Annotated in this window: 15 protein-coding genes and 1 pseudogene; 10 read left to right on the top strand and 6 right to left on the bottom strand. The window is 69.1% G+C overall.

Going from position 1 to position 21,039, the window contains the following annotated elements:
* The first annotated feature begins 232 nt into the window (after window positions 1-232).
* The 4 genes from C1A33_RS27545 (at window position 233) to C1A33_RS27525 (ending at window position 12,406) form a co-directional block, all read left to right on the top strand.
* A complete protein-coding gene (locus C1A33_RS27545; protein ID WP_101834632.1) occupies window positions 233-3,319 on the top strand; it encodes a BPTD_3080 family restriction endonuclease in 3,087 nt (1,028 codons plus the stop codon).
* A gap of 78 nt (window positions 3,320-3,397) precedes the next feature.
* A complete protein-coding gene (locus tag C1A33_RS27540; RefSeq protein WP_101834630.1) occupies window positions 3,398-6,130 on the top strand; it encodes a site-specific DNA-methyltransferase in 2,733 nt (910 codons plus the stop codon).
* A 35-nt stretch (window positions 6,131-6,165) separates the two neighbouring features.
* Window positions 6,166-8,934, top strand: a complete 2,769-nt coding sequence (locus tag C1A33_RS27535; protein WP_101834628.1) for an ATP-dependent helicase — start codon at window positions 6,166-6,168, stop codon at window positions 8,932-8,934.
* Between the two features lie 280 nt (window positions 8,935-9,214).
* Window positions 9,215-12,406, top strand: a complete 3,192-nt coding sequence (locus C1A33_RS27525) for a tetratricopeptide repeat protein (protein ID WP_101834624.1) — start codon at window positions 9,215-9,217, stop codon at window positions 12,404-12,406.
* A gap of 10 nt (window positions 12,407-12,416) precedes the next feature.
* Here C1A33_RS27525 and C1A33_RS27520 read toward each other — a convergent pair whose 3' ends face one another.
* The gene (locus C1A33_RS27520; protein WP_101834623.1) at window positions 12,417-12,824 is read right to left on the bottom strand and encodes a hypothetical protein; all 408 of its coding nucleotides are present in this window, start codon (window positions 12,822-12,824) and stop codon (window positions 12,417-12,419) included.
* A gap of 116 nt (window positions 12,825-12,940) precedes the next feature.
* Between C1A33_RS27520 and C1A33_RS27515 the strand changes: the two genes are divergently transcribed.
* Entirely contained in the window at window positions 12,941-13,141 is a 201-nt protein-coding gene (locus C1A33_RS27515) for a TetR-like C-terminal domain-containing protein (protein WP_207770535.1), read from the top strand.
* Between the two features lie 327 nt (window positions 13,142-13,468).
* Here the strand turns inward: C1A33_RS27515 and C1A33_RS27510 are convergent, their stop codons facing one another.
* From C1A33_RS27510 to C1A33_RS27500, 3 genes are all read right to left on the bottom strand, one after another.
* Window positions 13,469-14,299 carry an oxidoreductase gene (locus C1A33_RS27510; protein WP_101834620.1) on the bottom strand — a complete coding sequence of 277 codons (831 nt, stop codon included), beginning with the start codon at window positions 14,297-14,299 and terminating at the stop codon, window positions 13,469-13,471.
* 41 nt (window positions 14,300-14,340) lie between these two features.
* On the bottom strand, window positions 14,341-15,216 hold the full coding sequence (locus C1A33_RS27505; protein WP_101834618.1) for an NmrA family NAD(P)-binding protein: 876 nt from the start codon (window positions 15,214-15,216) through the stop codon (window positions 14,341-14,343).
* Window positions 15,217-15,324: 108 nt separating this feature from the next.
* On the bottom strand, window positions 15,325-16,740 hold the full coding sequence (locus tag C1A33_RS27500) for an MFS transporter (RefSeq protein WP_165818613.1): 1,416 nt from the start codon (window positions 16,738-16,740) through the stop codon (window positions 15,325-15,327).
* Between the two features lie 111 nt (window positions 16,741-16,851).
* Here C1A33_RS27500 and C1A33_RS27495 point away from each other — a divergent pair, with 111 nt between their 5' ends.
* A complete protein-coding gene (locus tag C1A33_RS27495) occupies window positions 16,852-17,607 on the top strand; it encodes a TetR/AcrR family transcriptional regulator (protein ID WP_207770534.1) in 756 nt (251 codons plus the stop codon).
* 47 nt (window positions 17,608-17,654) lie between these two features.
* A complete protein-coding gene (locus C1A33_RS27490; protein ID WP_243408005.1) occupies window positions 17,655-18,539 on the top strand; it encodes an SDR family NAD(P)-dependent oxidoreductase in 885 nt (294 codons plus the stop codon).
* Here C1A33_RS27490 and C1A33_RS27485 read toward each other — a convergent pair.
* Window positions 18,469-18,651: pseudogene (locus tag C1A33_RS27485) on the bottom strand (DDE-type integrase/transposase/recombinase); the annotation flags it as partial. The gene C1A33_RS27490 and the pseudogene C1A33_RS27485 overlap by 71 nt on opposite strands.
* Window positions 18,652-18,677: 26 nt before the next feature.
* Complete coding sequence (locus C1A33_RS27480) at window positions 18,678-19,244, bottom strand: PadR family transcriptional regulator (RefSeq protein ID WP_101834669.1); 567 nt, start codon at window positions 19,242-19,244, stop codon at window positions 18,678-18,680.
* Between the two features lie 129 nt (window positions 19,245-19,373).
* Here C1A33_RS27480 and C1A33_RS27475 point away from each other — a divergent pair, with 129 nt between their 5' ends.
* Genes C1A33_RS27475 through C1A33_RS27465 form a run of 3 tightly spaced genes read left to right on the top strand, consistent with a single transcriptional unit; the run spans window position 19,374 to window position 20,988 of the window.
* Complete coding sequence (locus C1A33_RS27475) at window positions 19,374-20,309, top strand: SDR family NAD(P)-dependent oxidoreductase (RefSeq protein WP_101834612.1); 936 nt, start codon at window positions 19,374-19,376, stop codon at window positions 20,307-20,309.
* A gap of 23 nt (window positions 20,310-20,332) precedes the next feature.
* A complete protein-coding gene (locus tag C1A33_RS27470; protein WP_101834610.1) occupies window positions 20,333-20,596 on the top strand; it encodes a type II toxin-antitoxin system Phd/YefM family antitoxin in 264 nt (87 codons plus the stop codon).
* 47 nt (window positions 20,597-20,643) lie between these two features.
* The gene (locus tag C1A33_RS27465) at window positions 20,644-20,988 is read left to right on the top strand and encodes a PIN domain-containing protein (protein ID WP_243408004.1); all 345 of its coding nucleotides are present in this window, start codon (window positions 20,644-20,646) and stop codon (window positions 20,986-20,988) included.
* Window positions 20,989-21,039: the final 51 nt, after the last annotated feature.

Below are 21,039 nucleotides of genomic sequence, written 5' to 3'. Positions count from 1 at the left end.
CCGCGGGCCTGCTCCTTCGTCCTGGACGGAGTCCGGGCCACGGAGATATGGCGGCCGCACGCCATATATGCCTACGCCAGGCTCAGGGCCGCGGCCGCGCCGGAGTGGGTGTCGTTCTGTCGCAGTGGGTCACTATGCTTCAGCATCAGCGCGGATAGTCCTGCGGGATACGGATGCGGCCGGTCAGGCCGTCGATGTCGCCGGGCGGGATCGACCAGGGGGTGGGGGCTTCATGAGTGCGGTGATCGATAACCCGATCATCAACCGTCCGTACGACGTGCCCACGGTGCACTGGCGGTTCGACGATAACGGGGTAATCACCGACGAGACGGTGCTTGGGCGGCGGCCGAGCGAGTACTGGAGCCCGGTGCCGCCCGCGCGGAAGACGAGGGGCAGGGCGGTCCAGGGCGAGCTGGACCTGAACGTGACCGGCGAGCGCCGGAAGGTCAATGTGGAGATCAACCAGATCCGCGCGCGGGTGGACCGGTGGCGCGCGCTGAAGTACCCGAACGTCACGCCGACGACGCGGCGGCTGCTGGAGTACTGGTCGGATCCCGATCGAGACAACAAGGTACTCTTCTGTCAACTGGAGGCCGTCGAGACTGCGATCTTCATCGCCGAGGCGGCACCGCGCACGGGCGACACCTGGGTCCGCAACTACCTCGCCGAGCGGAACGAGGAGCACAACGACGGGTTGCCTCGGATCGCGTTCAAGATGGCGACAGGGTCGGGCAAAACCGTCGTGATGGCGATGCTGATCGCGTGGCAGACGCTGAACAAGGTTGCGGCGGCGCAGGATGCGCGGTTCGCGCGCCGGTTCCTGATCGTCACGCCGGGGATCACGATCCGCGACCGGCTGCGGGTGCTGATGCCCAGTGACGAGGGGAACTACTACAAGCTGCGCGACCTCGTGCCGGGCGACCTGGTCGCGTCGCTGCGGCGGGCCGAGATCGTTGTGACCAACTTCCACTCCTTGCTGTACCGGCAGACGAAGGAGGGGAAGGCCATCTCAGCGAACACCAAGCTCTACCTGAAGGGCGACCGGCCGGACGGGGACGTGGCCGGGGTGTTCACCGAGACGCCGGAGCAGATGGTCAACCGCGTGCTGCGGGAGTTCAGCGGCGGCCGGTCCTCCGAGATCGTTGTGATCAACGATGAGGCGCACCACTGCTACCGGGGACGAAACGCCCCCGTCGACGAGTCCGCAACGATCGAGCAGGAGCTAACCGGCGAGGACAAGAAAGAGGCCGCGGCACGCAACGACGAAGCCCGACGCTGGTTCACGGGCCTGTGCGACGTGCAGCGCAAGACTGGGATCAAGACGATCTACGACCTGTCCGCGACCCCGTTCTTCCTGAAGGGCTCCGGCTACCCAGAGGGCTACCTGTTCCCATGGGTGGTCTCAGACTTCTCGCTGATGGACGCGATCGAGGCCGGCATCGTCAAGATCCCCCGGGTACCGGTCGACGACAACGCGGCGGGAGACGACGTCGCCTACCGGCAGTTGTGGTCGAAGGTCAGCAGCGACCTGAAGCCGCTGGCACGCCGAGGAGCGAAAATCGGCCAGCCGTCAGCCGCGGCGCAGGGCCTTCCCGGCGTGCTCGAGGGCGCGTTGCGCAGCCTGTACAGCCACTATGAGACGGCCTACCGGCGGTGGCAGGAGAACGGTGTCTCCGGGGAGACGCCGCCGGTGTTCATCGTGGTGTGCAACAACACTGCGGTCTCCAAGCATGTCTTCGACTACATCGCAGGCTACGCGGCGACGGGCAAGGTCGGTGAGGCGCTCACGCCAGGGCAGCTACCACTCTTCTCGAACGTCGATCGAGGGCAGTGGGTGGCGCGTCCACGCACGATCCTGGTCGACTCCATGCAGCTGGAGTCGGGCGAGAGCCTGAACAAGGACTTCCGCGAAGCGGCCGCCGCCGAGATCGAGAAATTCAAGCAGGAGTACGCGGCCCGTACCCACCGCGACGCCGAGGACCTCGACGACGGCGACCTGTTGCGCGAGGTGATGAACACTGTCGGCAAGCCTGGCAGCCTCGGCGCAGACGTGCGCTGCGTCGTGTCGGTGTCGATGCTGACCGAGGGCTGGGACGCGAACACGGTCACCCACATCCTCGGTGTACGGGCGTTCGGCTCGCAGCTGTTGTGCGAGCAGGTCGTCGGCCGCGGGCTGCGCCGCCGCTCCTACGACGTCAACGAGGACGGGTTCTTCGAGCCCGAGTACGCCGAGGTGTACGGTGTACCGTTCTCGTTCATCCGGACGGAGGCGGATCCCAAGGAGGTCGCTCCGCGTCGGACACCGGTACATGTCCGGGCGATGGACGGCCGCGCCGAGTTGCGGATCCGCTTCCCGCGCCTCGACGGCTACCGCCAGGAGGAGTCCGACAGCCTGCCGTACGCCGAGTTCGGCGACGAGCACCTCATGCGGCTGGACTCGGACGTCCCCTCCTGGACGAAGAGCAGCGGCGTCATCGGTGCGCAGGTCGAGCACGACCTGGACTACTACCGGGTTGCCCGGCCGGCTCAGGTCGCCTTCGAGCTAGCCAAACGCCTGGTCGACACGCACTTCACCGACAATGGCGGCAACCGGAAGCTCTGGCTGTTCCCGTCTCTCGTGCGTATCGCGCGGGAGTGGATGGACGAGTGTGTCGAGCTCGCGCCCGGCGCGTTCATCGGCCAACTACTGTTCGCCGAACGCGCCCAGCAGGCGGCGAATCTCCTCCAGCTCGCGATACATAGTGACACCAGCGGGCAGCCACCTCGGATCGCCCCGATCTTCCGAACCTTCGAGCCAGAGGGATCGACCGACAGCGTCGACTTCTTCACCTCGCGCCAAGTCTGGGAGACCGACCCCAAGAAGTCGCCGGTCAACTACGTCGTGCTCGATGGGATGCACGGCGAGGGCAACACCTGGGAACGGGACGTCGCCCAGCAGCTCGAGCTTCTGCCACAGGTCGCCTCTTACGTGAAGAACGACCATCTGGAGTTCGAGATCCCCTACCTGCACGGCGCGCAGACCCGCCGCTACCGCCCCGACTTCCTGGCCCGGCTCACCCGCCGCGACGGCGCCGTGGACAGAACCTTGATCGTCGAGGTCTCCGGCGCCTTCAAATCCTCGGACACGACGATGGCTGCGATGGCGTCCAGCAAGGCACTGACCGCCCGCGAGCGCTGGTGCGCCGCCGTCAACAACCACGGTGGCTTCGGCCGCTGGGGCTATGTCGAGATCAAGAACCCGGCGAGCGCTTACCACGACCTGCGCGACGCGATCGAGCTGTTGTACGCCGACGCGCCCATCACCGGGCTACCGACATGACCGCCGCGCGAACCGCCCGCCAGCCATCCCGAGCAACCCGCCTGGCAGGCCAGGCAACAGCCGAGGAGAACCGTCGCCATGCCGCCGCGTAAGCCCGCCACGACCTCGCCCACGACCGGTCAGGAAGTCGGCGCGATCCGGCACGCCGACAAGCGGCTGAACATCCCGACTGCCGATGCCCACGCGCACGACCTCGTCACCGAGGACGTCGAACGGCCGGTCCCGGTCGCCTACCAGCGACCCGTGCCGCTCGCGGAGCGCGCCACCCGCGATAGTGCTCTCGACCCACAGCTGGTTTGGAAGGGCAAAGACGAACAGGACTCGGTTGCCCTCGAGATCGCCGCGCCGCCGATCTATATCCAGGAGAAGCTCGAGCCGCAGTACCTCATCGAGGATCTACGCGCCGTCACCGCCGGCCGCCGCGGAAACAGCTACGACCAGCCCGACCTGTTCGCAGACTTCGACGGCCTCAACAACGATGGGTTCGAGAGCGTCGAGTTCTACCAGCACCCCGCCAACTGGTCGAACCGCATGATCCTCGGCGACTCCCTGCAGGTCATGGCTTCCCTATCTGCACGCGAGGACCTCCGCGGAAAGATCCAGATGATCTACCTGGATCCGCCCTACGGCATCAGGTTCAACTCCAACTGGCAGGTCTCCACCGCCAGCCGCGACGTCAAGGACGGCAAGCTCGACGACGCCACCCGCGAGATCGAACAGATCAAGGCCTTCCGCGACACCTGGCAGTGGGGCATCCACTCCTACCTGGCCTACCTACGCGACCGGCTAGTCGTCGCCCGTGACCTGCTCACCGAATCTGGCAGTATTTTTCTCCAAATCGGCGACGAGAACGTCCACCTCGTCAGGAGTCTCCTCGACGAGGTGTTCGGCGGCCAGAATTTCGTCTCGCAGATCGCCTTCGCGAAGACGAGCAGCGCCACCGCCGAGTATCTCCCGACCGTAGCCGACTACATCGTCTGGTATGCCAAGGACCGCGATCATCTTCGCTACCACAACATGTACCTGACCAAGTCGTTTGGCTCCGCCGGGGCTGGCGAGTACGTTTACATCGAACTCCCGGACGGCAGGCGGGAGAGCAATCGCTCTGGCGAATTCGAACCGTCGGCGGGACGACCATTCAGGCTGGACAACATGACCAGCCCACGAGTCAGGGAGGCACGCACCGGCTACTACCCCGTCGAGTTGGAGGGCCGCAGCTTTCTCCCGCAAGCGGGTGAATGGAAGACCCATCGCGCTGGGATGGATCGTCTCATCCTGGCGAACCGTGTAGCAGCGCGGCGAAACTCGCTCGGATATGTCAGATATCTTGACGACTTTCCAGCCGTGGCCATTAGCTCCTTGTGGACCGACACGGTTGTCGCGGGCCGCCCTGGAGACAAGATCTACGTGGTGCAGACGTCCCCAAAGGTCGTCGAGCGGTGCATGCTGATGGCGACGGACCCCGGCGACCTCGTCCTAGACCCGACGTGCGGCTCGGGGACGACCGCGATAGTCGCCGAGCAGTGGGGGCGGCGATGGATCACGATCGACACGTCGCGGGTAGCGATCACACTGGCTCGGCAGCGGATCATGGCTGCGAAGTTGCCCTACTACCTCCTCGCGGACTCGCCTGACGGGCGTGAGAAGGAGGCCGAGCTCACCGGACTCCCGCCCGCGACCAGTCGAGGTCGAGGCGACATCCGCCAAGGCTTCGTGTACCAGCGGGTTCCGCATGTCACGCTGAAGTCGATCGCAAACAACCCGGACATCAAGGAAGGGATGTGCCGGGAGGACATCGATGCGGCAATCGCCCGGCACGCCGAGTCCGAGCTGCTCTATGACCGGCCGTACGAGGACAAGAAGAAGACTCGGGTCGCCGGCCCGTTCACGGTGGAGAGCCTCTCGCCGTACCGCTCGCTAGTTCCGGCCAACGATGACCAGAGGCCCCGCAGTGAACGTGAGGGTGCGCAGGCCGCCGAGGCGGAGTCATTCGAGACGACGGTTCTGGAGAACCTGCGGACCGCCGGCGTGCAAAACGGCGTGAAGCAGGAGCGCCTCCAGTTCGACACTCTCGAACGTCACGGCGGCGACTACATCCAGGCCGTTGGCACAAGGGCCGGTGCGGTCAACGGCACACCGGAGCGCATCGCGGTCGCGATCGGCCCGCAATACGGCACGGTCACCGCGGATCTCGTCCGCCGGGCAGCCCGGGAAGCGCTGCGTGGCCAAGGCCACGACCTGCTGCTCATGCTCGGTTTCGCCTTTGACAGCCAGGTCGTCGAGACGGCGGCCGAGTTCCGCCCGGACGAGGACGCGTTCGCGGTCACTGGCCGGTTGCGGCAGATCGGCAAGATCGAGGTCCAGTCGGTGCGGATGAACCCCGACCTGGCGATGGGCAACGAGTTGCTGAAGAAGACCCGTGCCGCGAACCTGTTCACCATCTTCGGCGAGCCCGACATCACCTGGGAACGGACCGGCGACGGGTCGGTCGTCGTCGAGTTGCACGGCATCGACGTGTACGACCCGACCAGCGGTCAGATCCGCTCCAGCGACTCGTCACGGATCGCCTTGTGGATGATCGACACGGACTATACCGGCGACGCGTTCTTCGTCCGGCACTGCTACTTCACCGGCGCCCGCGACCCATACGAGCGGCTGGCGAAGGCGCTCAAGGCCGACATCGACCAGGCGGCGTGGGAGAGCCTGAACTCCACCCGGTCCCGCCCGTTCCCGCTCCCGTCTACCGGCCAGATCGCCATCAAGGTCATCAACAACTACGGCGACGAAGCTCTGAAGGTCATCGACCTGTAGCATCCAGGAGCGAATGCTCGATCGGGGGGAAGCGCGTGGAGTATACCGACGGGCAGCGGCAGGCGATCGGGACGCTGGATGACCCGTTGCTGATCATTGCCTGCGCGGGCTCCGGGAAGACGCAAGTTATCTCGCAGCGGATCGTGGCGATCCTGCGCAGGCCCGGAGTCGAGCCGAGGAACGTCGTCGCCTTCACGTTCACGGACAAGGCCGCATCCGAGCTGAAGGACCGGACGCTGACGCTGATCGCCGAACAGCTCGGCGACGTCCACGGCTTGGCCGACATGTACATCGGCACCATGCACGGCTTCGCCCGGGCGGTCCTGCAGGACAAGGTGCCCGCGACGTTCAAGTACTCGATCCTCGATGAGATCCAGGGCAGGCTCTTCACCGACCGCAACTATCGGAAGTCCGGCATGGCGACGGCGCGGGCCGTTGTCAACGGGTCGTCGCGGCCGATGAAGCGCTACCTCGACTCGCGCCTCTACCTGCAGGTGATGGGCATCCTCCGGGAGGAGGACGTCAAGGTCGGCGAGGTCCCGGACTCGTTGGATGAAGCGCTCGGCATGTACCGGGGTCTGATCCACAGTCACCACTACTTCGACTACCCCGAACTGCTGCGCACTGCCGTCGACATGCTCGAGTCGGCGCCCGAGGACGACATGGCCGGCGCGCTCGTCCGGCACATCCGCGACACCGTCCGCTATGTGGTCGTCGACGAGTACCAGGACACGAACCACATCCAGGAACGGATCATCCGCGCGCTGTGCCGGTTCGGGGCGAACCTCTGCGTCGTCGGCGACGACGACCAGACGATCTACCAGTGGCGCGGTAGCACCGTCGACAACATCCAGACGTTCACCCGCCGCTACAAGGGTGTGCGCAGCGTGAACCTGGACGACAACTTCCGCTCGAGCCTAGCGGTCGTCGCACTGGCGAAGTCAGCAGTCGAGTCCCTCGTCTCGGAGCGGCTGACGAAGAACATGGTCGCAGCTGGCCATCAGGTCTTCGAACGCGGCGACCTGCTCGCGCTGGACTTCGCCGACCCGGACGCGGAGGCGGTGTGGATCTGCGACCGCATCACCGAACTGCGCGGGTCAGCATTCCAGGACACCGCCGACGCGCTGGCGCGCGGGCTGAGCTGGTCGGACATGGCGGTGCTGTTCCGCAGCGTGTCGAAGGATGCTGATCCGCTGGTCGCCGAACTCAAGCGACGCGGCATCCCGTACATCATCAAGGGGCTCGCCCGGCTGTTCGACGCCCCTGAAATCCAGGCATGTGTCCGCTGCTTCGAGTACATCGTCGATGAGACCGATGCCGCGGCGGTCCGGGCCGCATGGCACGCGGCCGATCTCGGGCTTAACGAAGACGCGCTCATCGCCGGATTGCAGATCTTGGAGGCGGCCAAGGACTGGAAGCCCGGCGAGCGTTGGAACACCTACAACATCCAGCGCACCTACCTGAACTTCCTGGAGGCGGCCGGCCTGCGGGAAGACACGATCCCGTCCGCCGGTGACCCGGTGCGCGGCGAACTGGTCTTCTACAACCTCGGTAAGTTCAGCCAGGCCATCTCGGACTTCGAGCAGATCCATTTCCAGTCCAAGCCGGAGGAGAAGTACCGAGCCTTCGCCAAGTGGTTGCAGTACCACGCGCCCAGCTACTACGAGGAGAGCGACGCCGACGTCGGCTACGCCAGCCCTGACGCGGTCACGATCGCCACCGTCCATCAGGCCAAGGGCATGCAGTGGCCGGCGGTGTTCATCCCGGCGCTGCGCAAGAACCGCTTCCCGTCGAAGCGCCAGGGCGGTGTGGGCATCTTCCATGTGTTACCGCAGTCTGCGGTGCCCGATGCCGATCGGTACCGCGGAACACCGGAGGATGAGGCCCGGCTGTTCTACGTGGCGCTCACCCGGGCGCAGAAGTACCTCGCGCTGACGTACTCGCCGGGCGGGAACAAGCTTTACAACACCCGGTCGCCGTTCTTCGACCTGGCCACGCGCAACAACAAGGTGCTCACGGCTGCCGTCCCCTACAGCGGGCCGCGGCTGACGCCCCGCCCGCGCCACGAGCTACCGGACGTCACGCTCAGCTTCAGCGAGTTGAAGTTCCTCTTCGAGTGTCCCTACCAGTTCAAGTTGCGTTTCCTCTACGGATTCAACCCGCCCCTGCACGAGGCCCTCGGCTACGGAAAATCCGTCCACGACGTCATGGCCGAGATCCACAAGAAGGCCATAGACGGCACGGTCGTCACCGACGCCGACGTCGCGGAACTCGTCGACCGCCACCTGTCCGTCCCGTTCGCCTACCCGGCGCTCAAGGAGGACCTGCGCAACGCGGCACGGAAGGCGGTCCGCCGCTATCTCGCCGAGAACGCCGAAGCGCTGCCGCACACGATGTACAGCGAGCAGCAGGTCCAGGTCCGCATCGCCCCCGGCATCACCGTCGACGGCCGCATCGACCTGATCCGCCGGCTGGACACGGACGAGGTCTCCATCGTCGATTTCAAGTCGACCGAACGAGCTCAGGCTGAGGACGTCACCCGCGACCAGCTCCACGTCTATGCCCTCGGCTACCAGGAACTCACTGGCACCTCCGCCGACCTCGTCGAGGTTCTCAACCTCGACGCGCGAGCGCGCAGCACCCGCGAGCTTGTCAATGACCAGCTTCTCACTGACATCAAACTCAAGATCAAGTCCGGCGGCGACGATCTCCGCTCCAACAATCTCCCCCGCCACCGCACCTGGTGTTCAGCCTGCGTGACCTGCGACCTCGCCACTATCTGCCGCGACCGCCCGTCCACCTGACGAGCGTTCACGACTACCGATGGCTATGGACCGGCCTCCCGAATTCTCAACTGAGAGCCTGTCCCAGCTTGTCGTTTAACCTCTCTACGATGCCCCCTTCACCAGGCTCACGCGCGAAGATCCCGAGCGGTTCTTCACCGAACCCCGAGATCGGCGCGATCAGTTCCGTCCTGGACGAAGTGCGGGCCACGGCGATACCGCGGCCGCACGCCGTGTAGGCCTCCGCCACAACGACCAAGCCCAGCACTGCTTTGCGTGACTATGCCATACTGATCGGGTGATGGTCGGGGGCGAGGAGGGGACCTTCGACTGTTTTGTGTCGTTCGCTGAGGACGGGCGGCGGTGGGCGGAGTGGATCACCTTCGCCTTGGAGCGCGGTGGGCAGCGGGTCGTGAACGCGGCGTGGGATCAGGTGCCCGGGACGCATCGGGTCGCCTGGCTCGACGCGGCGACGCGGAACTCGCGCTACACGATCGCGGTGGTGTCCGACGGCTACCTGAACTCACCGGAGGCGCTCGCCGAGTGGGGCGCTGCCTGGTCGCCGCCGATCGCCGGGCCGCATCGGCCGTTGCTGGTCGCACGGGTGACCGAGCGGCCGATTCCGGGGCTGCTGGGGCAGATCGCGGCGATCGATCTCGCCGGCCGGGGTGAGCGGGCCGCCGAGACGGCGCTGCTGGCCGCCGTGCCCGGTGGCGGCGGCGAAGGACTCGCGGCGGCGCGAGGCAGACCGGTGGAGTTTCCGGGGGCGGCGGGGCGGCCGGTGTTCCCGGCCGAACTGCCGGCGGTGTGGAACGTGCCGCGGCCGGCGGCCCGGTTCGTCGGCCGGACGGACAAGCTCGACCATCTGGACGCGGCGCTGGGCAGCGGCGGGCTGGTCGCCGTCACGGGCCTCGCCGGCATCGGCAAGACCAGCCTGGCCGCCGAGTACGTCAGCCGGCATCGGCTGGACTTCCAAGCCGTCTGGTGGGTGCCCGCGGGCCGGCCCGGGCAGATCGAGCAGCAGGTACGCGCGCTCGCGCCCGACCTGGGGCTGCCCGCGCAGGCGGAGCCCGCGGCGGTGCTGGCCCGGCTGGACGAGGCCGGCGGGCGGTGGCTGCTCGTCCTCGACGACGCCGGCGACGCCGCGCGGCTGCCGGCCTGGCTGCGGCCGTCCGAGGGGGCGGGGCGGGTGCTGGTGACCTCCCGGGGCTCCGCGCTGGACTGGGACCGGCGTCTCGACGGCGCGTGGAACGGGCGGGTGGTCGAGCTCGGGCCGCTGGAACGCGGCGAGTCCGTGGCGCTGCTCGCGGACCGGCTGCCGGCGGTCGACCGGACGCTGGCGGGCCGCGTCGCCGAGCGCCTCGGCGATCATCCGCTGGCCCTCGACCAGGCGGCGCATCGCCTCATCGACGTGCACGGCCAGGTCGAGGACTACCTGGCGGAGCTGACCGCCAACCCGGCGGGCACGCTCGGCGAAGGACGAGCGCCGGGACGGCCCGACGTCACCACCGCCACCCTGTGGAACGAGGCGATCAGGCGGCTTGACGCCGACAGCCCCGCGGCCGCCGTCCTGCTGCGCCTGGCCGCGCACGGCGACGCCGGCCGGCTACCCCTGCGGCTGCTCACCGCGGACCCGGCGAAGATCCCCGACGCCGGGCTGCGCGCGGCCACGGCCAGCCCGATGGCACTCGCCGCCACCACCGCCGCCCTCGAACGCGCCGGCCTCGCGCACCGCGACGGCGACGCGCTGACGACCCACACCCTCGTCCGCGCCGCCGTACGCACCCACACCACTCCCGAGCAGGCCGCCGAGCTCGTCGACGGCCTCGGCCGGATGCTGCACGCCGCCCTGCCCGCGGACGTCACCACCACCCCGGACGCCTGGCCGCCCTGGCGGGAGCTCCTCCCCCACGCCCAGGCCGTCCTGGAAGCCACCGACCCGGCCGCCGACACCCCTCACACCGCCTGGCTCGCCGAGCACACCGCCGCCTACCTGACCGAACAGGGCCACCCCGAGCAGGCCGAACCACTGGCCGCCCGTGCCGTCACCGCCCGCGAACGCCTCGACGGCCCCGACCACCCCGACACCCTCACCGCCCGCGAAACCCACCTACGCGCCGCCCTGGGCGCCGACCACCTCGCCGTCGCCGGCCCGCTGGCCGAACGCAACGCCGCCGACCGCGAACGCGTCCTCGGCCCCGACCACCCCGATACCCTCACCAGCCGCGAATCCCTCGCCCGCACCTACCAACGCGCCGGCCACCTCGACCACGCCCAGGCATTGTTCGAGCGCAATCTCGCCGATCGCGCCCGCGATTCCAGCCCCGGGGATCCTGCGACGCTGGAATGCCGTCACGATCTTGGAGTTCTGCATGCCGATCGCGGCCAGGACGACGAGGCGATCGGCCTGTTACGGCCGATTCTCAGCGAACGCCAGCAGGTTCTCGGCATCGATCACCCCGACACGCTCGGCACCCGCCACCACCTCGCCATTGCCTACCGACGGATCGGCGCGACCGGCGACGCGCTCGCCCAGGCCGAGACCGCCCTCGCCGGACGCGAGCGCGCCCTTGGTCCCGACCACCCTGACACCCTCGACACCCGCCACCAGCTCGCCATCACGTATCGCCAGGCTGGCCGCGTCGACGACGCGACCCGCGAACTCGATCGGACTCTCGCCGACCGCGAGCGCGTCCTCGGGCCCGATCACGCTCGCACTCTCGACAGCACCCAGGCGCGCGCCCGCTTCCACCTGGACGCCGGCCGACCCGACCAGGCACTCCCCCTGCTCGACCGCACCCTGGCCGGCCGGGAACGCCACCCCGGCCTCGGGCCCGACCATCCGGAGACGGTCCGGACCCGGCTGGATATCGGCGAGGCGCACGGCCGGCTCGGCAACCCGCGCGACGCCGTGCCCCACCTCGAACAGGTGCTGGACTGGCACGAGCGCGCTCTCGGCGCCGCGCATCCGCGCACCGCGGACACCCGTGTTCTCCTCGCCGGGATCTACCGCAGCACCGGGCAGTTCGAGGCGGCCCGCCCGCTGCTTGAACGGCACCTCACCGACCAGATCCGCGCGCACGGCGTCGCCGACGCCCGCACGCTGAGCACCGCCGACGCCCTCGCCGACACCTGTCGCTGCGGCGCGGGCCGCCTTCCCCAGGCCGTCGACCTCCACGAACGCGTCCACGCCATCCGCGTCCACACCCTGGGCTCCGATCACCCGGACACCCGGCGCAGCCGCGACGCCCTGGCCGATACCTACCGGGAGGTGGGCCGCGCCAGAGACGCCCTGCCGCTACACCAGAACGCCTTCCGCGAGGCGATGCGCTACCACGGGCCCATGCACACGGACACCCTCCGCGCCCGCCGCACCCTCGCGGAAACCACGGAACAGGCCCGCTACGAACGGATCACGCCGCCCGAGCAGGCCACCCAGCCGGACAGACCCGTTCCGCCCGAGTACCACCCACCGCCCGAACGCCTCCGCTGAGCGCCCGCCGTCACCGCGGATCGGAATCGGAACGGTCCCCAGACCGGTCGGCGTCCTCGGTGTCCGCCCGCGCCAGCGGGTCGAGCCGGTCCAGCTTCCGCTGCAACTCGTCGTTCCCGCTCTGCCAGCGGCTCGGCTCCGCCGGCTGGGCCGCCGGCGACCCGCCCGTGCCCCTCTCCAACGACTCGGCGAGCAGCTGCTCCCCCAACTCCCGCACCGAACGGTAACGCCGCTCGTCCTCCCACTCCGCCTCCTGCTCGGCGGCGAGGCGGTTCATGACGTCGTCCCGGTCGCGGGCAGCCCAGGTGCGGCTGAACGCGCCGTCCCAGTCGACCGGCCGCAGCGGCTTCCCCCCTGGCGCCGCCTCGGGCGACTCCTCGGGATCGGGCTGTGGCTCCTCGTCGGGGCTGGCGGGCATGGCGATCCTCCCTGCGGTCGGAACTATTGGTAATGATCCCACTCCCGCCCGTGCCCCGCCCCCTGGGATGTCGACAAGAGGAAAGCCCCCACGCTGATCGTGTCGACCGGACGCGCGTGCCTGGCACCCGAGCCCGGTGCCGGCAGGACGGCGGCGAGGCGCCCGACGGAACCGATCCTCAGGAGGTGGTCCGCGCTGTCTCCGCCCCCCTGTACTACCGCCTGCTGACCACGGGAGAGCCGCCGGACGAGACCGCCGCCGACCGCGCCGCCAAGGCCGCCGCCGCCGGCGCCCGCGCCGGCGTGTACGTGCGGTGAGATCGCGCCCAGGCATTCGGCGATGCCATGGTCTTCCGCCAGCAGTCCTGGCGGGATCTTGCTGGGTGGTTCTGAATACTGCTTCGATGTTCGGAATCGCCTGGTCAGGAAGCATGTCATCCAGTGCTCGGTCCACACCGTGATGGTCTCTGCAACATCATCCTCTCACGCAAGACAGGTGTCTGAACAGGACAACATGCGTACGCGGGCGAACTCGATACTTACGTCGAAGTGTCGGGCGACGCCGTCAATCGAAGCGCAACCGAAGCTCCTGACGAGCTTCGGACCGTGGTGCCGAAGAGAGCCGATCCAGCGGTGTTGCTTGTCCTAGTCGTGGTTGGTGGAGAGGGCGACGTGTCGCCAGGCGTCCATCTCCTTGCGGAAGGTGTCGAGTTTGGTGTCGAAGGCTTGGAGGGTGTCGGTGCCGAGTTGGAGGCGCAGGGGCGGTTCCGGGGTGGCGGCGATCTCGACGATGGCGTGTGCGGCTTTGACCGGGTCGCCGGGCTGGGCGTGGTTGAGGCCGGGGACGGCGTCACGCATCGCGCCGGCGGTGGGCGCGTAGTCGTCGATCACGTCGATGTCCGAGTTCAGGCTGGCGGGGTCGAGGAAGTCGGTGCGGAAGAAGCCCGGTTCCACAAGGGTGACGTGGATGCCCAGGGGGGCCAGTTCGGTGTGGAGGGTCTCGGTGAAGCCCTCCACAGCGAACTTCGTGGAGGCGTAGATGCCCCAGCCCGGCGCGGTGGCGAAGCCCACGATGGAACTGATGTTGATCACATGGCCGGAACGCTGGCGGCGCAGTACCGGCAGCACGGCCCGCTGCACGGCGAGCGGGCCGAACACATTCGTCTCGAACACCGCGCGGACCGCGGTGTCGTCGGACTCCTCTACGGCGGCGAGCAGTCCGGTGCCGGCGTTGTTGACCAGGACGTCGATCCGGCCGAACCGCTCGACCGCCGCGTCCACGGCCGCCTGGATGCCCGGCGGGTCGGTCACGTCCAACGGCACGGCCAGCAGCGCGTCACCGGCGTCGGGAAACGCTTCACGGACGGCTTCGGCCTTCCTGGCCGTCGCGACCACCTGGTGACCGGCGACGAGAGCCGCCCGGGTGATCTCCAGACCGAAACCCCGGGACGATCCCGTAATGAACCAGACACTCATTCTCTTCTCCAGTGTTGAGGTGGTGGGCAGATCGAAAGTGTTCAGGCGGTGTGCAAGTCGAAGGCGGCGCGGTTGTGGGCGATGAAGCCCTCGACGTCGAGGGGGTCGCTGCCGCCGATCGTCTTCACGAGGTCGTTGGTGCCGGCGAAGACGCCGTTGCGGTAGTCGACGGCCACGGCGAGCAGGTGCTGGATCAGGTGCTCCGGTGCGCCGCGCCCGCGCAGGATGGCGGCGAATTCGTCGAGTTCGATGGGCACGTAGGTGACCTCGCGGTCCAGCGCCTTCGACATCTTCTCGGCGATGTCGTAGTGGTTGAGCTCCTCGGCTCCGTACAGCGGGTAGATCCGGCCGGCGTGCGGGGCGGGGTCTTCGAGGATGGCCGCGATCACCTTCGCCTGGTCGGTTTCCGCGATGGGGGCGTGGCGTCCGTCGGCGAACGGCAGGCGCAGTTCGCCGGTTCCGTCGGCCCAGGTGTCGATCAGCCACTGGGCGAAGAAGGTCGGGCGGATGTGGGTGACGGGGACCGGGGCATGGTCCAGGACACGTTCGGCGACCCAGTGCTGGCGTGCCGCGTTGCTGGCGGTGTTGCGGCGGGCGGAGACCTGCGACATGTTCACGATCGCCTGGACGCCCGTCTCCTCCGCTGCCTGGGCCACGTTCGCGGTGGCGTCCAGCAGGCCGGGGCGGATCGGATACGTGAAGTACAGGGCGTCGATCCCCTTGGTCGCGCGGGCCAGGGAGTCGAGGTCGAGGACGTCGCCTTCCACGACGTCCGCCCCGAGAGCAGCGAGCCGCTCGGCGCGCCCGTCAAGACCCCGGACGAGTGCGCGGACGCGGTGCCCGCGCTGGAGGAGGAGTTCGGTGGTGTGGCGGCCGGTCTTGCCAGTGGCGCCGATGACGAGAAGGTTGCGTTCCATGACGGTGATCTCCGTTTCTTGAGAAAGAGCCGGTGGGAGGGCGGTGTGGTGCCCGTCCAGCGGGGGACCGTGGCTGCGGGCCCGACCCTGGTGGCCGCGGCCCTGCGGTCAGGGGGTGCGGCGGGGCCGGAGGGCGATCAGCGCGCCAGCCGCAGCAAGTCCGGCGCCTGCCTGGACCCACCAGGCGTGGTCGAACCCGGCGATCGTGGCCTGCGGTGTGAGGGCGACGAGCAGGGCCACGCCCACGGCGCTGCCGATCTGTCGGCTCATGTTGAGTACGGCGCTGCCGGTGGTGGCGCGGTCGGGGGCGAGAGTGCCGGCGGCGGCGAACAGCGGCGCCCAGGCGAGCCCGCCGGCCAGGCCGACCAGAATCAGGCCCGGGAACATGCCACCCCAGTAGTCGGGGGCGGTGTGGACGGCGGTGAGCCAGTAGGCGCCGGCGAGTGCCATGGCCAGCATTCCGGTCACGGCGGGGATCGTGCGTCCGAAGCGGCTCTGGAGGGGGCCGGCGTTCATCGCGAAGGCGATCGAGGCGAGGGGGGCCGGGGCGATGGAGACGCCTGCGCGCAACGGGCTGAAGTGCCAGACCTCCTGCATGAACAGGGCGGTGCTCAGCAGGACGATGGCGAAGCCGGCGGAGAACAGGAACAGGGCCACAATGGCGGCGGTGAACGTCCTGCCGGCGAACAGCTGCTTCTCGACCACCGGTGCCTCGGCGCGCAGGGTGCGCTCGACGGTCGCGGCAGAGGCCAGGGCGGCTGCGGCGAACAGGGTCACGGTGCGGATATCCGTCCAGCCCCATCCCGGGCCTTGGACAGTGGCGAGCACCAGCAGGCTCACGGCCAGCAGCAGTGCGAGTGCGGAGACCGGGTCCGGCAGGGCGGCCCCCTTGGGCTGGCGCACCTCGGGCAGGAGCAGCGCGCCGGCGAGGAGGGTGGCGATGCCGACAGGAACGTTGATCATGAAGATCCACCGCCAGTCGAGGGTGACGAGCAGACCGCCGACGGGCGGGCCCGCCGAGGCCGCGATCGCGCCCACGCCCGCCCACAGGCCGACGACCAGGGTGTGCTGGCGCTTGGGGAAGCTCGGGTAGAGCAGGCCGAGCGAGGTCGGCACAATCATCGCCGCGCCGATGGCCTGGAGAGCGCGGGCCGCGACCAGCACGCCGAGACTCGGTGCGGCGGCCGCGACGGCGGAGGTGAGGGTGAAGAGGGCCACTCCGGACAGCAGCATCTTCTTGCGTCCCCAGTGGTCCGCGATACGGCCCGCGGGCACGAGCACGGCGGCGAAGACGATGGCGTATGCCGACAGGACCCACGACACGCTCACGACACCCGTGCCCGGGAACGACCGCCCGATCCCGTCGAGGGCGACGTTGACGACGAAGAAGTCGAGCTGCGCCATGAAAGCGACGGCACCCAGCACCGCCATGATGCTCCAGCGGCGCGGGTGACCCGCCTCTGTGACGGCCGGGGTGGCGTGCACGGTCGTCGCTACCGCTTCCGGTGCAACCTGTGTGGACATCGCGTCCGTCCCCTCAACAGAATGGGCTTGGCAGCCCTTTTTTGGCCTGCCCCCAGGGAACACCCCACAGAAAGGGCTGTCAAGCCCTTTTTTTAGGGTACGGTAGTGACCATGACCACCACCAGCGAAGCGCTGGGCCAGAAACTGACCGCCAAGGGCCTGGCCACACGCGAACGCATCGTCAGGGCGGCCGCCGAGCTGATCTACGAGCATGGCGCGCAGAACACCAACAACGAACAGATCCGCGAGGCCGCCGGGGTCAGCGGCTCACAGCTGACGCGCCACTTCCCCACCAAGGAGTCCCTGGTGCGCGCGGTGCTCGCCTGGCAGGCCGACAGCATCGTCGCCCGCCATCAGGCGCCCGAACTGGGCGAGCTGGACAGCTTCGCCGCCCTGCGCCGGTGGGCCGACTCCTACATCGCCTCGCAGGACATGGTGCACGGCGGGTGCACGTTCGGCTCCTTGGCCGCCGAGGTCGTCAAGACCGAGCCCTCCCACCGGGACGCGGTGGCCGACGGCTTCGAGCGGTGGCGGGAACTGTTCAAGTACGGCCTGAGCGCGATGCGCGAACGCGGCGAGCTACGGCCGGAGGCCGACCCGGCCGCGCTCGCCCACCTGCTCACCGCCGCATTCCAGGGCGGAGCGCTGCTGGACCAGGCGGCTGGCGACTCCACGCCGCTGCGCGACGCACTCAACGGCGCCTTGGCCTACATCGAGTCGTTCGCCGTGGAGAGCCGAACGGGCCAGCACCGGACGAGCGTGACGGGCGAGTTGCCCACCGCCGTCGGCGGCTGCCTTCTCGGCGTCAGCCAGACCACCGCTGACACGAGACGAGGCACCGCCGCCAACGGAGTTCCGAGTGCGTGAGAGATACGGGCTTCCAAAATCAATCGCCCGTTCCTATGGTCGGGACGGTGACGACTTCTGACACCAGCGGGGCGGGCCCGGCCGGGCGCGTGTGGTTCATCACCGGCGCGTCGACCGGCTTCGGGCGTGAGATCGCGCAGGCCGCGCTGCGCCGCGGCGACTTCGTCGTGGCGACCGCCCGCCGCCCCGAGACCCTCGACGACCTGGTCGCCTCGGCCGACGGTCGGGTCCTGGCCCTCCCACTCGACGTGACCGACCAGGCCCAGATCCAGGCGGCGCTCGACGCCGCGACCGCTCGATTCGGCCGGGTCGACGTGCTCGTCAACAATGCCGGGTACGGCTCCGTCGGCGTGGTCGAGGTGGTCGGCGCCCAGGGCGGCGCGCAGGTGCGTTTCGCGGGCGGTGAGGGTGTCGGGGTGGTCAGGGCCGTCGAGGCGTTCGCGGGCGGTGACCGCGCGGGCGGCCAGCGGTTCGGCCTGCTCGGGATGGCCCTGTTCGGTCAGGTAGGCGGCGGTGTGCTCGGCGAGCCAGGCGGTGTGAGGGGTGTCGGCGGCCGGGTCGGTGGCTTCCAGGACGGCCTGGGCGTGGGGGAGGAGCTCCCGCCAGGGCGGCCAGGCGTCCGGGGTGGTGGTGACATCCGCGGGCAGGGCGGCGTGCAGCATCCGGCCGAGACCATCAACGAGCTCGGCGGCCTGCTCGGGAGTGGTGTGGGTGCGTACGGCGGCGCGGACGAGGGTGTGGGTCGTCAGCGCGTCGCCGTCGCGGTGCGCGAGGCCGGCGCGTTCGAGGGCGGCGGTGGTGGCGGCGAGTGCCATCGGGCTGGCCGTGGCCGCGCGCAGCCCGGCGTCGGGAATCGTCGCCAGACAGTGCGTGGGCGAAGAGCCTACGGGCGGCGGCCTGGTCGCGTCGTTCGCTGGCGAGGACGTCGATGACCTGCCCGTGCTGGTCAACCGCCCGGTACACGTAGGTCCACCGACCAGAGACCTTCACGTACGTCTCCTCGACGAACCATCTGTCGCCTGGTTGGTGGCGGCAGGGCCGGGCCTTGATGCCAGCGCCCCACCTCCGGATTACCTGCCCGCGGGTCCGGCGTCGGCGTCGGAGCTGGTGGCAGCGGCGGGGGGGACGGTCTTTGCCCATTCGGCCCAGGAGGCGAGGGCGTCGTAGAGGCGGATGCCGGCTTCGATCGTCACGCGCATGGAGCGGGACTGCGGGCTGTCGCCGAACTCGCCGCGATCCTTGGCCTTCGCGTAGATCCGGTAACGGGCCGCTGATTCGGCGAAGAACCGCGCCTCCGCGTCGAGATGGGCCCGCAGATCGTCGGGATCCATGAGCCAGAAGAACAGGGAGCGCAGCAACGGCTGCACCCGGATGGTGTGGTCGACGTCGGCGGTGGTCAGCCAGCGGCGGATCTCGGCGAGGCCGGCATCGGTGATGCGGTAGGCCTTACGGCGGCGCGGGCCCTCAGCATCGACCTCGATGAGTTCTTCGTCGGCCAGCCGGCGAAGTTCCGCGTAGATCTTCGGATGCTGGGCCGGCCAGACCTGCCCCAGCACCTCCTGGAAACGTCGGGCCAGGTCATAGCCGCTGGCCGGCCCTTCGGCGAGCAGCCCGAGCAGGCCGTGGCGCAGTGACATCACGACCTCCCGGCGCATCGCTCGAACCGACCCATCTTGACATGTCCCCTCGGACATGTGCGATGCTGCACGCCACCGCGACATGTCCATAAGGACATGTCCTAAGGGAAACGACGTGGGGAGATCCTCGTGAGCGACAGTGAGGCGCGGCGCGGAGTCCTGGTGACGGGCGCGGCCGGCGGGATCGGTGCGGCCGCCGTACGCGCCCTCGCCGAGCGGGGGCATCCGGTGTTCGCGGCGGTGCGCACCGAAAGCGAGGTCAGCCGCGCACTCGCCGACCTGCCCGGAGTACAGGTGATCACGATGGACGTCACCGATCCGGAGGGCGTCGAGGCCGCCGCCGCGCGGGTCGGCCGTGCCGTCGGCGGCGACGGTCTGCGGGCGGTCGTCAACAACGCCGGAATCATCGTCCAGGGGCCGCTGGAGCTGGTGCCGCCCGCGGAGCTGCGCCGACAGTTCGAGGTGAACACGTACGGCCCAGCCCACGTCACCAGGGCGTTCCTGCCGCTACTGCGTGCCGGCCACGGCCGGATCATCAACGTCACCGCGCCGTCCGCCCGCGTCCCGGTCCCGTTCATGGGGCCGATCTCCGCGAGCAAGGCCGCCCTCGACGCGCTGACGGCCGCGCTGCGGGTGGAGCTCGCGGCCTGGAAGCTGCCGGTGGTGCTCGTCGAACCCGGCACCACCGCGACCGCCATCTTCGACCGGTCCGACGCCGCGGCCAAGGTGGCACTGAGCGCCGCGGCGCCCGACCGGCTCGCTCTCTACCAGCCGCAGCTCGCCGCACTGACGCAGGCCAGCGCCCGGCTGAAGCGCGGCCCGGTCGACCCCGTCGCCCGGGCCATCGCGACGGCCGTGACCGCGCGCGCCCCGCGCCGCCGTTACGTCGTCGGCGATGCCCGCGCGGTCAGCGTCCTCGTCCGTCTTCCCGCCGGACTTCGCGAACGCCTCCTCACCACCCTGCTGGGCCTGCGCGGCATTCACGCCGACCACCACCAGCACCGGGCCGCCCGAGAGCCACGCCCGGCTGACTCTCCACACAGCCGTGACACCTGCGACACCTAGATCAAATCAGATAGTATGTAATCATGATCGCGGTGACTGCCACTCACGCGGCGAGAAGCTTCGCCGCCATCCTCGACGCCGTCGAGCACGGCGAGACCGTCGTCATCACCCGCGACGGGCTCCCGGTCGGCCGACTCATCCCCGAACGGCGCACGTCCGCCGACCGGCTCAAGGCCGCGCTGCGCGACAATCCGACGGATGCCGGGTTCGCCGACGACCTCGAGCGCGTGCACGACGAACTGCGTTCAGCCTTCACCGATGAGGTGCGCACATGGCCCGGCGAGTGATCGTCGATACGGGTGTTCTCATCGCGATCGAGCGTGGCAGGCTCGACGTGGACGCGGTCCTCGGCCTCGACGATGCCGCCATCGCCGCGATCACCGCGATGGAGCTTCTGGTCGGCGTCGAACGCGCGGACGAGGCACGTCGTCAAGCCCGCGCCGTTCACGTCGAGGCAATTCTGGCAAGCCTTCCCGTCGAGCCCTACACCATCGGCGTGGCACGGGTGCACGCACGCCTGGCGGTCGCCGCAATGGCGGGGGGACGGCCGCGGTCAGCCAACGACATGATGATCGCGGCCACCGCGGCCGCGACCAGCCGCGTCCTGATCACCACGGACGCCAGCGCCGGTTTCGACCAGCTGACAGGGGTCAGCGCCGAGATCGTCAAACTCTCCTAGTACTCCAGCCCGACTTTTGTGATCGTTTAGGTCTGGTGCGTCATGGTTGGG

This window comes from Frankia canadensis, assembly GCF_900197875.1.
Lineage (GTDB): Bacteria > Actinomycetota > Actinomycetes > Frankiales > Frankiaceae > Frankia > Frankia canadensis.
The sequence above is the reverse complement of the archived record's forward strand: the minus strand, read 5'-3'. Positions and strand labels throughout refer to the sequence as shown.

Bases quoted from the DNA above. Each gene is read 5' to 3' on its own strand.
- C1A33_RS27520 (WP_101834623.1), bottom strand. From the start codon at position 12,824: ATGCCCGCCAGCCCCGACGAGGAGCCACAGCCCGATCCCGAGGAGTCG.
- C1A33_RS27470 (WP_101834610.1), top strand. From the start codon at position 20,333: ATGATCGCGGTGACTGCCACTCACGCGGCGAGAAGCTTCGCCGCCATC.
- C1A33_RS27495 (WP_207770534.1), top strand. From the start codon at position 16,852: ATGACCACCACCAGCGAAGCGCTGGGCCAGAAACTGACCGCCAAGGGC.
- C1A33_RS27500 (WP_165818613.1), bottom strand. From the start codon at position 16,740: ATGTCCACACAGGTTGCACCGGAAGCGGTAGCGACGACCGTGCACGCC.
- C1A33_RS27545 (WP_101834632.1), top strand. From the start codon at position 233: ATGAGTGCGGTGATCGATAACCCGATCATCAACCGTCCGTACGACGTG.
- C1A33_RS27510 (WP_101834620.1), bottom strand. From the start codon at position 14,299: ATGAGTGTCTGGTTCATTACGGGATCGTCCCGGGGTTTCGGTCTGGAG.
- C1A33_RS27505 (WP_101834618.1), bottom strand. From the start codon at position 15,216: ATGGAACGCAACCTTCTCGTCATCGGCGCCACTGGCAAGACCGGCCGC.
- C1A33_RS27540 (WP_101834630.1), top strand. From the start codon at position 3,398: ATGCCGCCGCGTAAGCCCGCCACGACCTCGCCCACGACCGGTCAGGAA.
- C1A33_RS27525 (WP_101834624.1), top strand. From the start codon at position 9,215: ATGGTCGGGGGCGAGGAGGGGACCTTCGACTGTTTTGTGTCGTTCGCT.
- C1A33_RS27480 (WP_101834669.1), bottom strand. From the start codon at position 19,244: ATGTCACTGCGCCACGGCCTGCTCGGGCTGCTCGCCGAAGGGCCGGCC.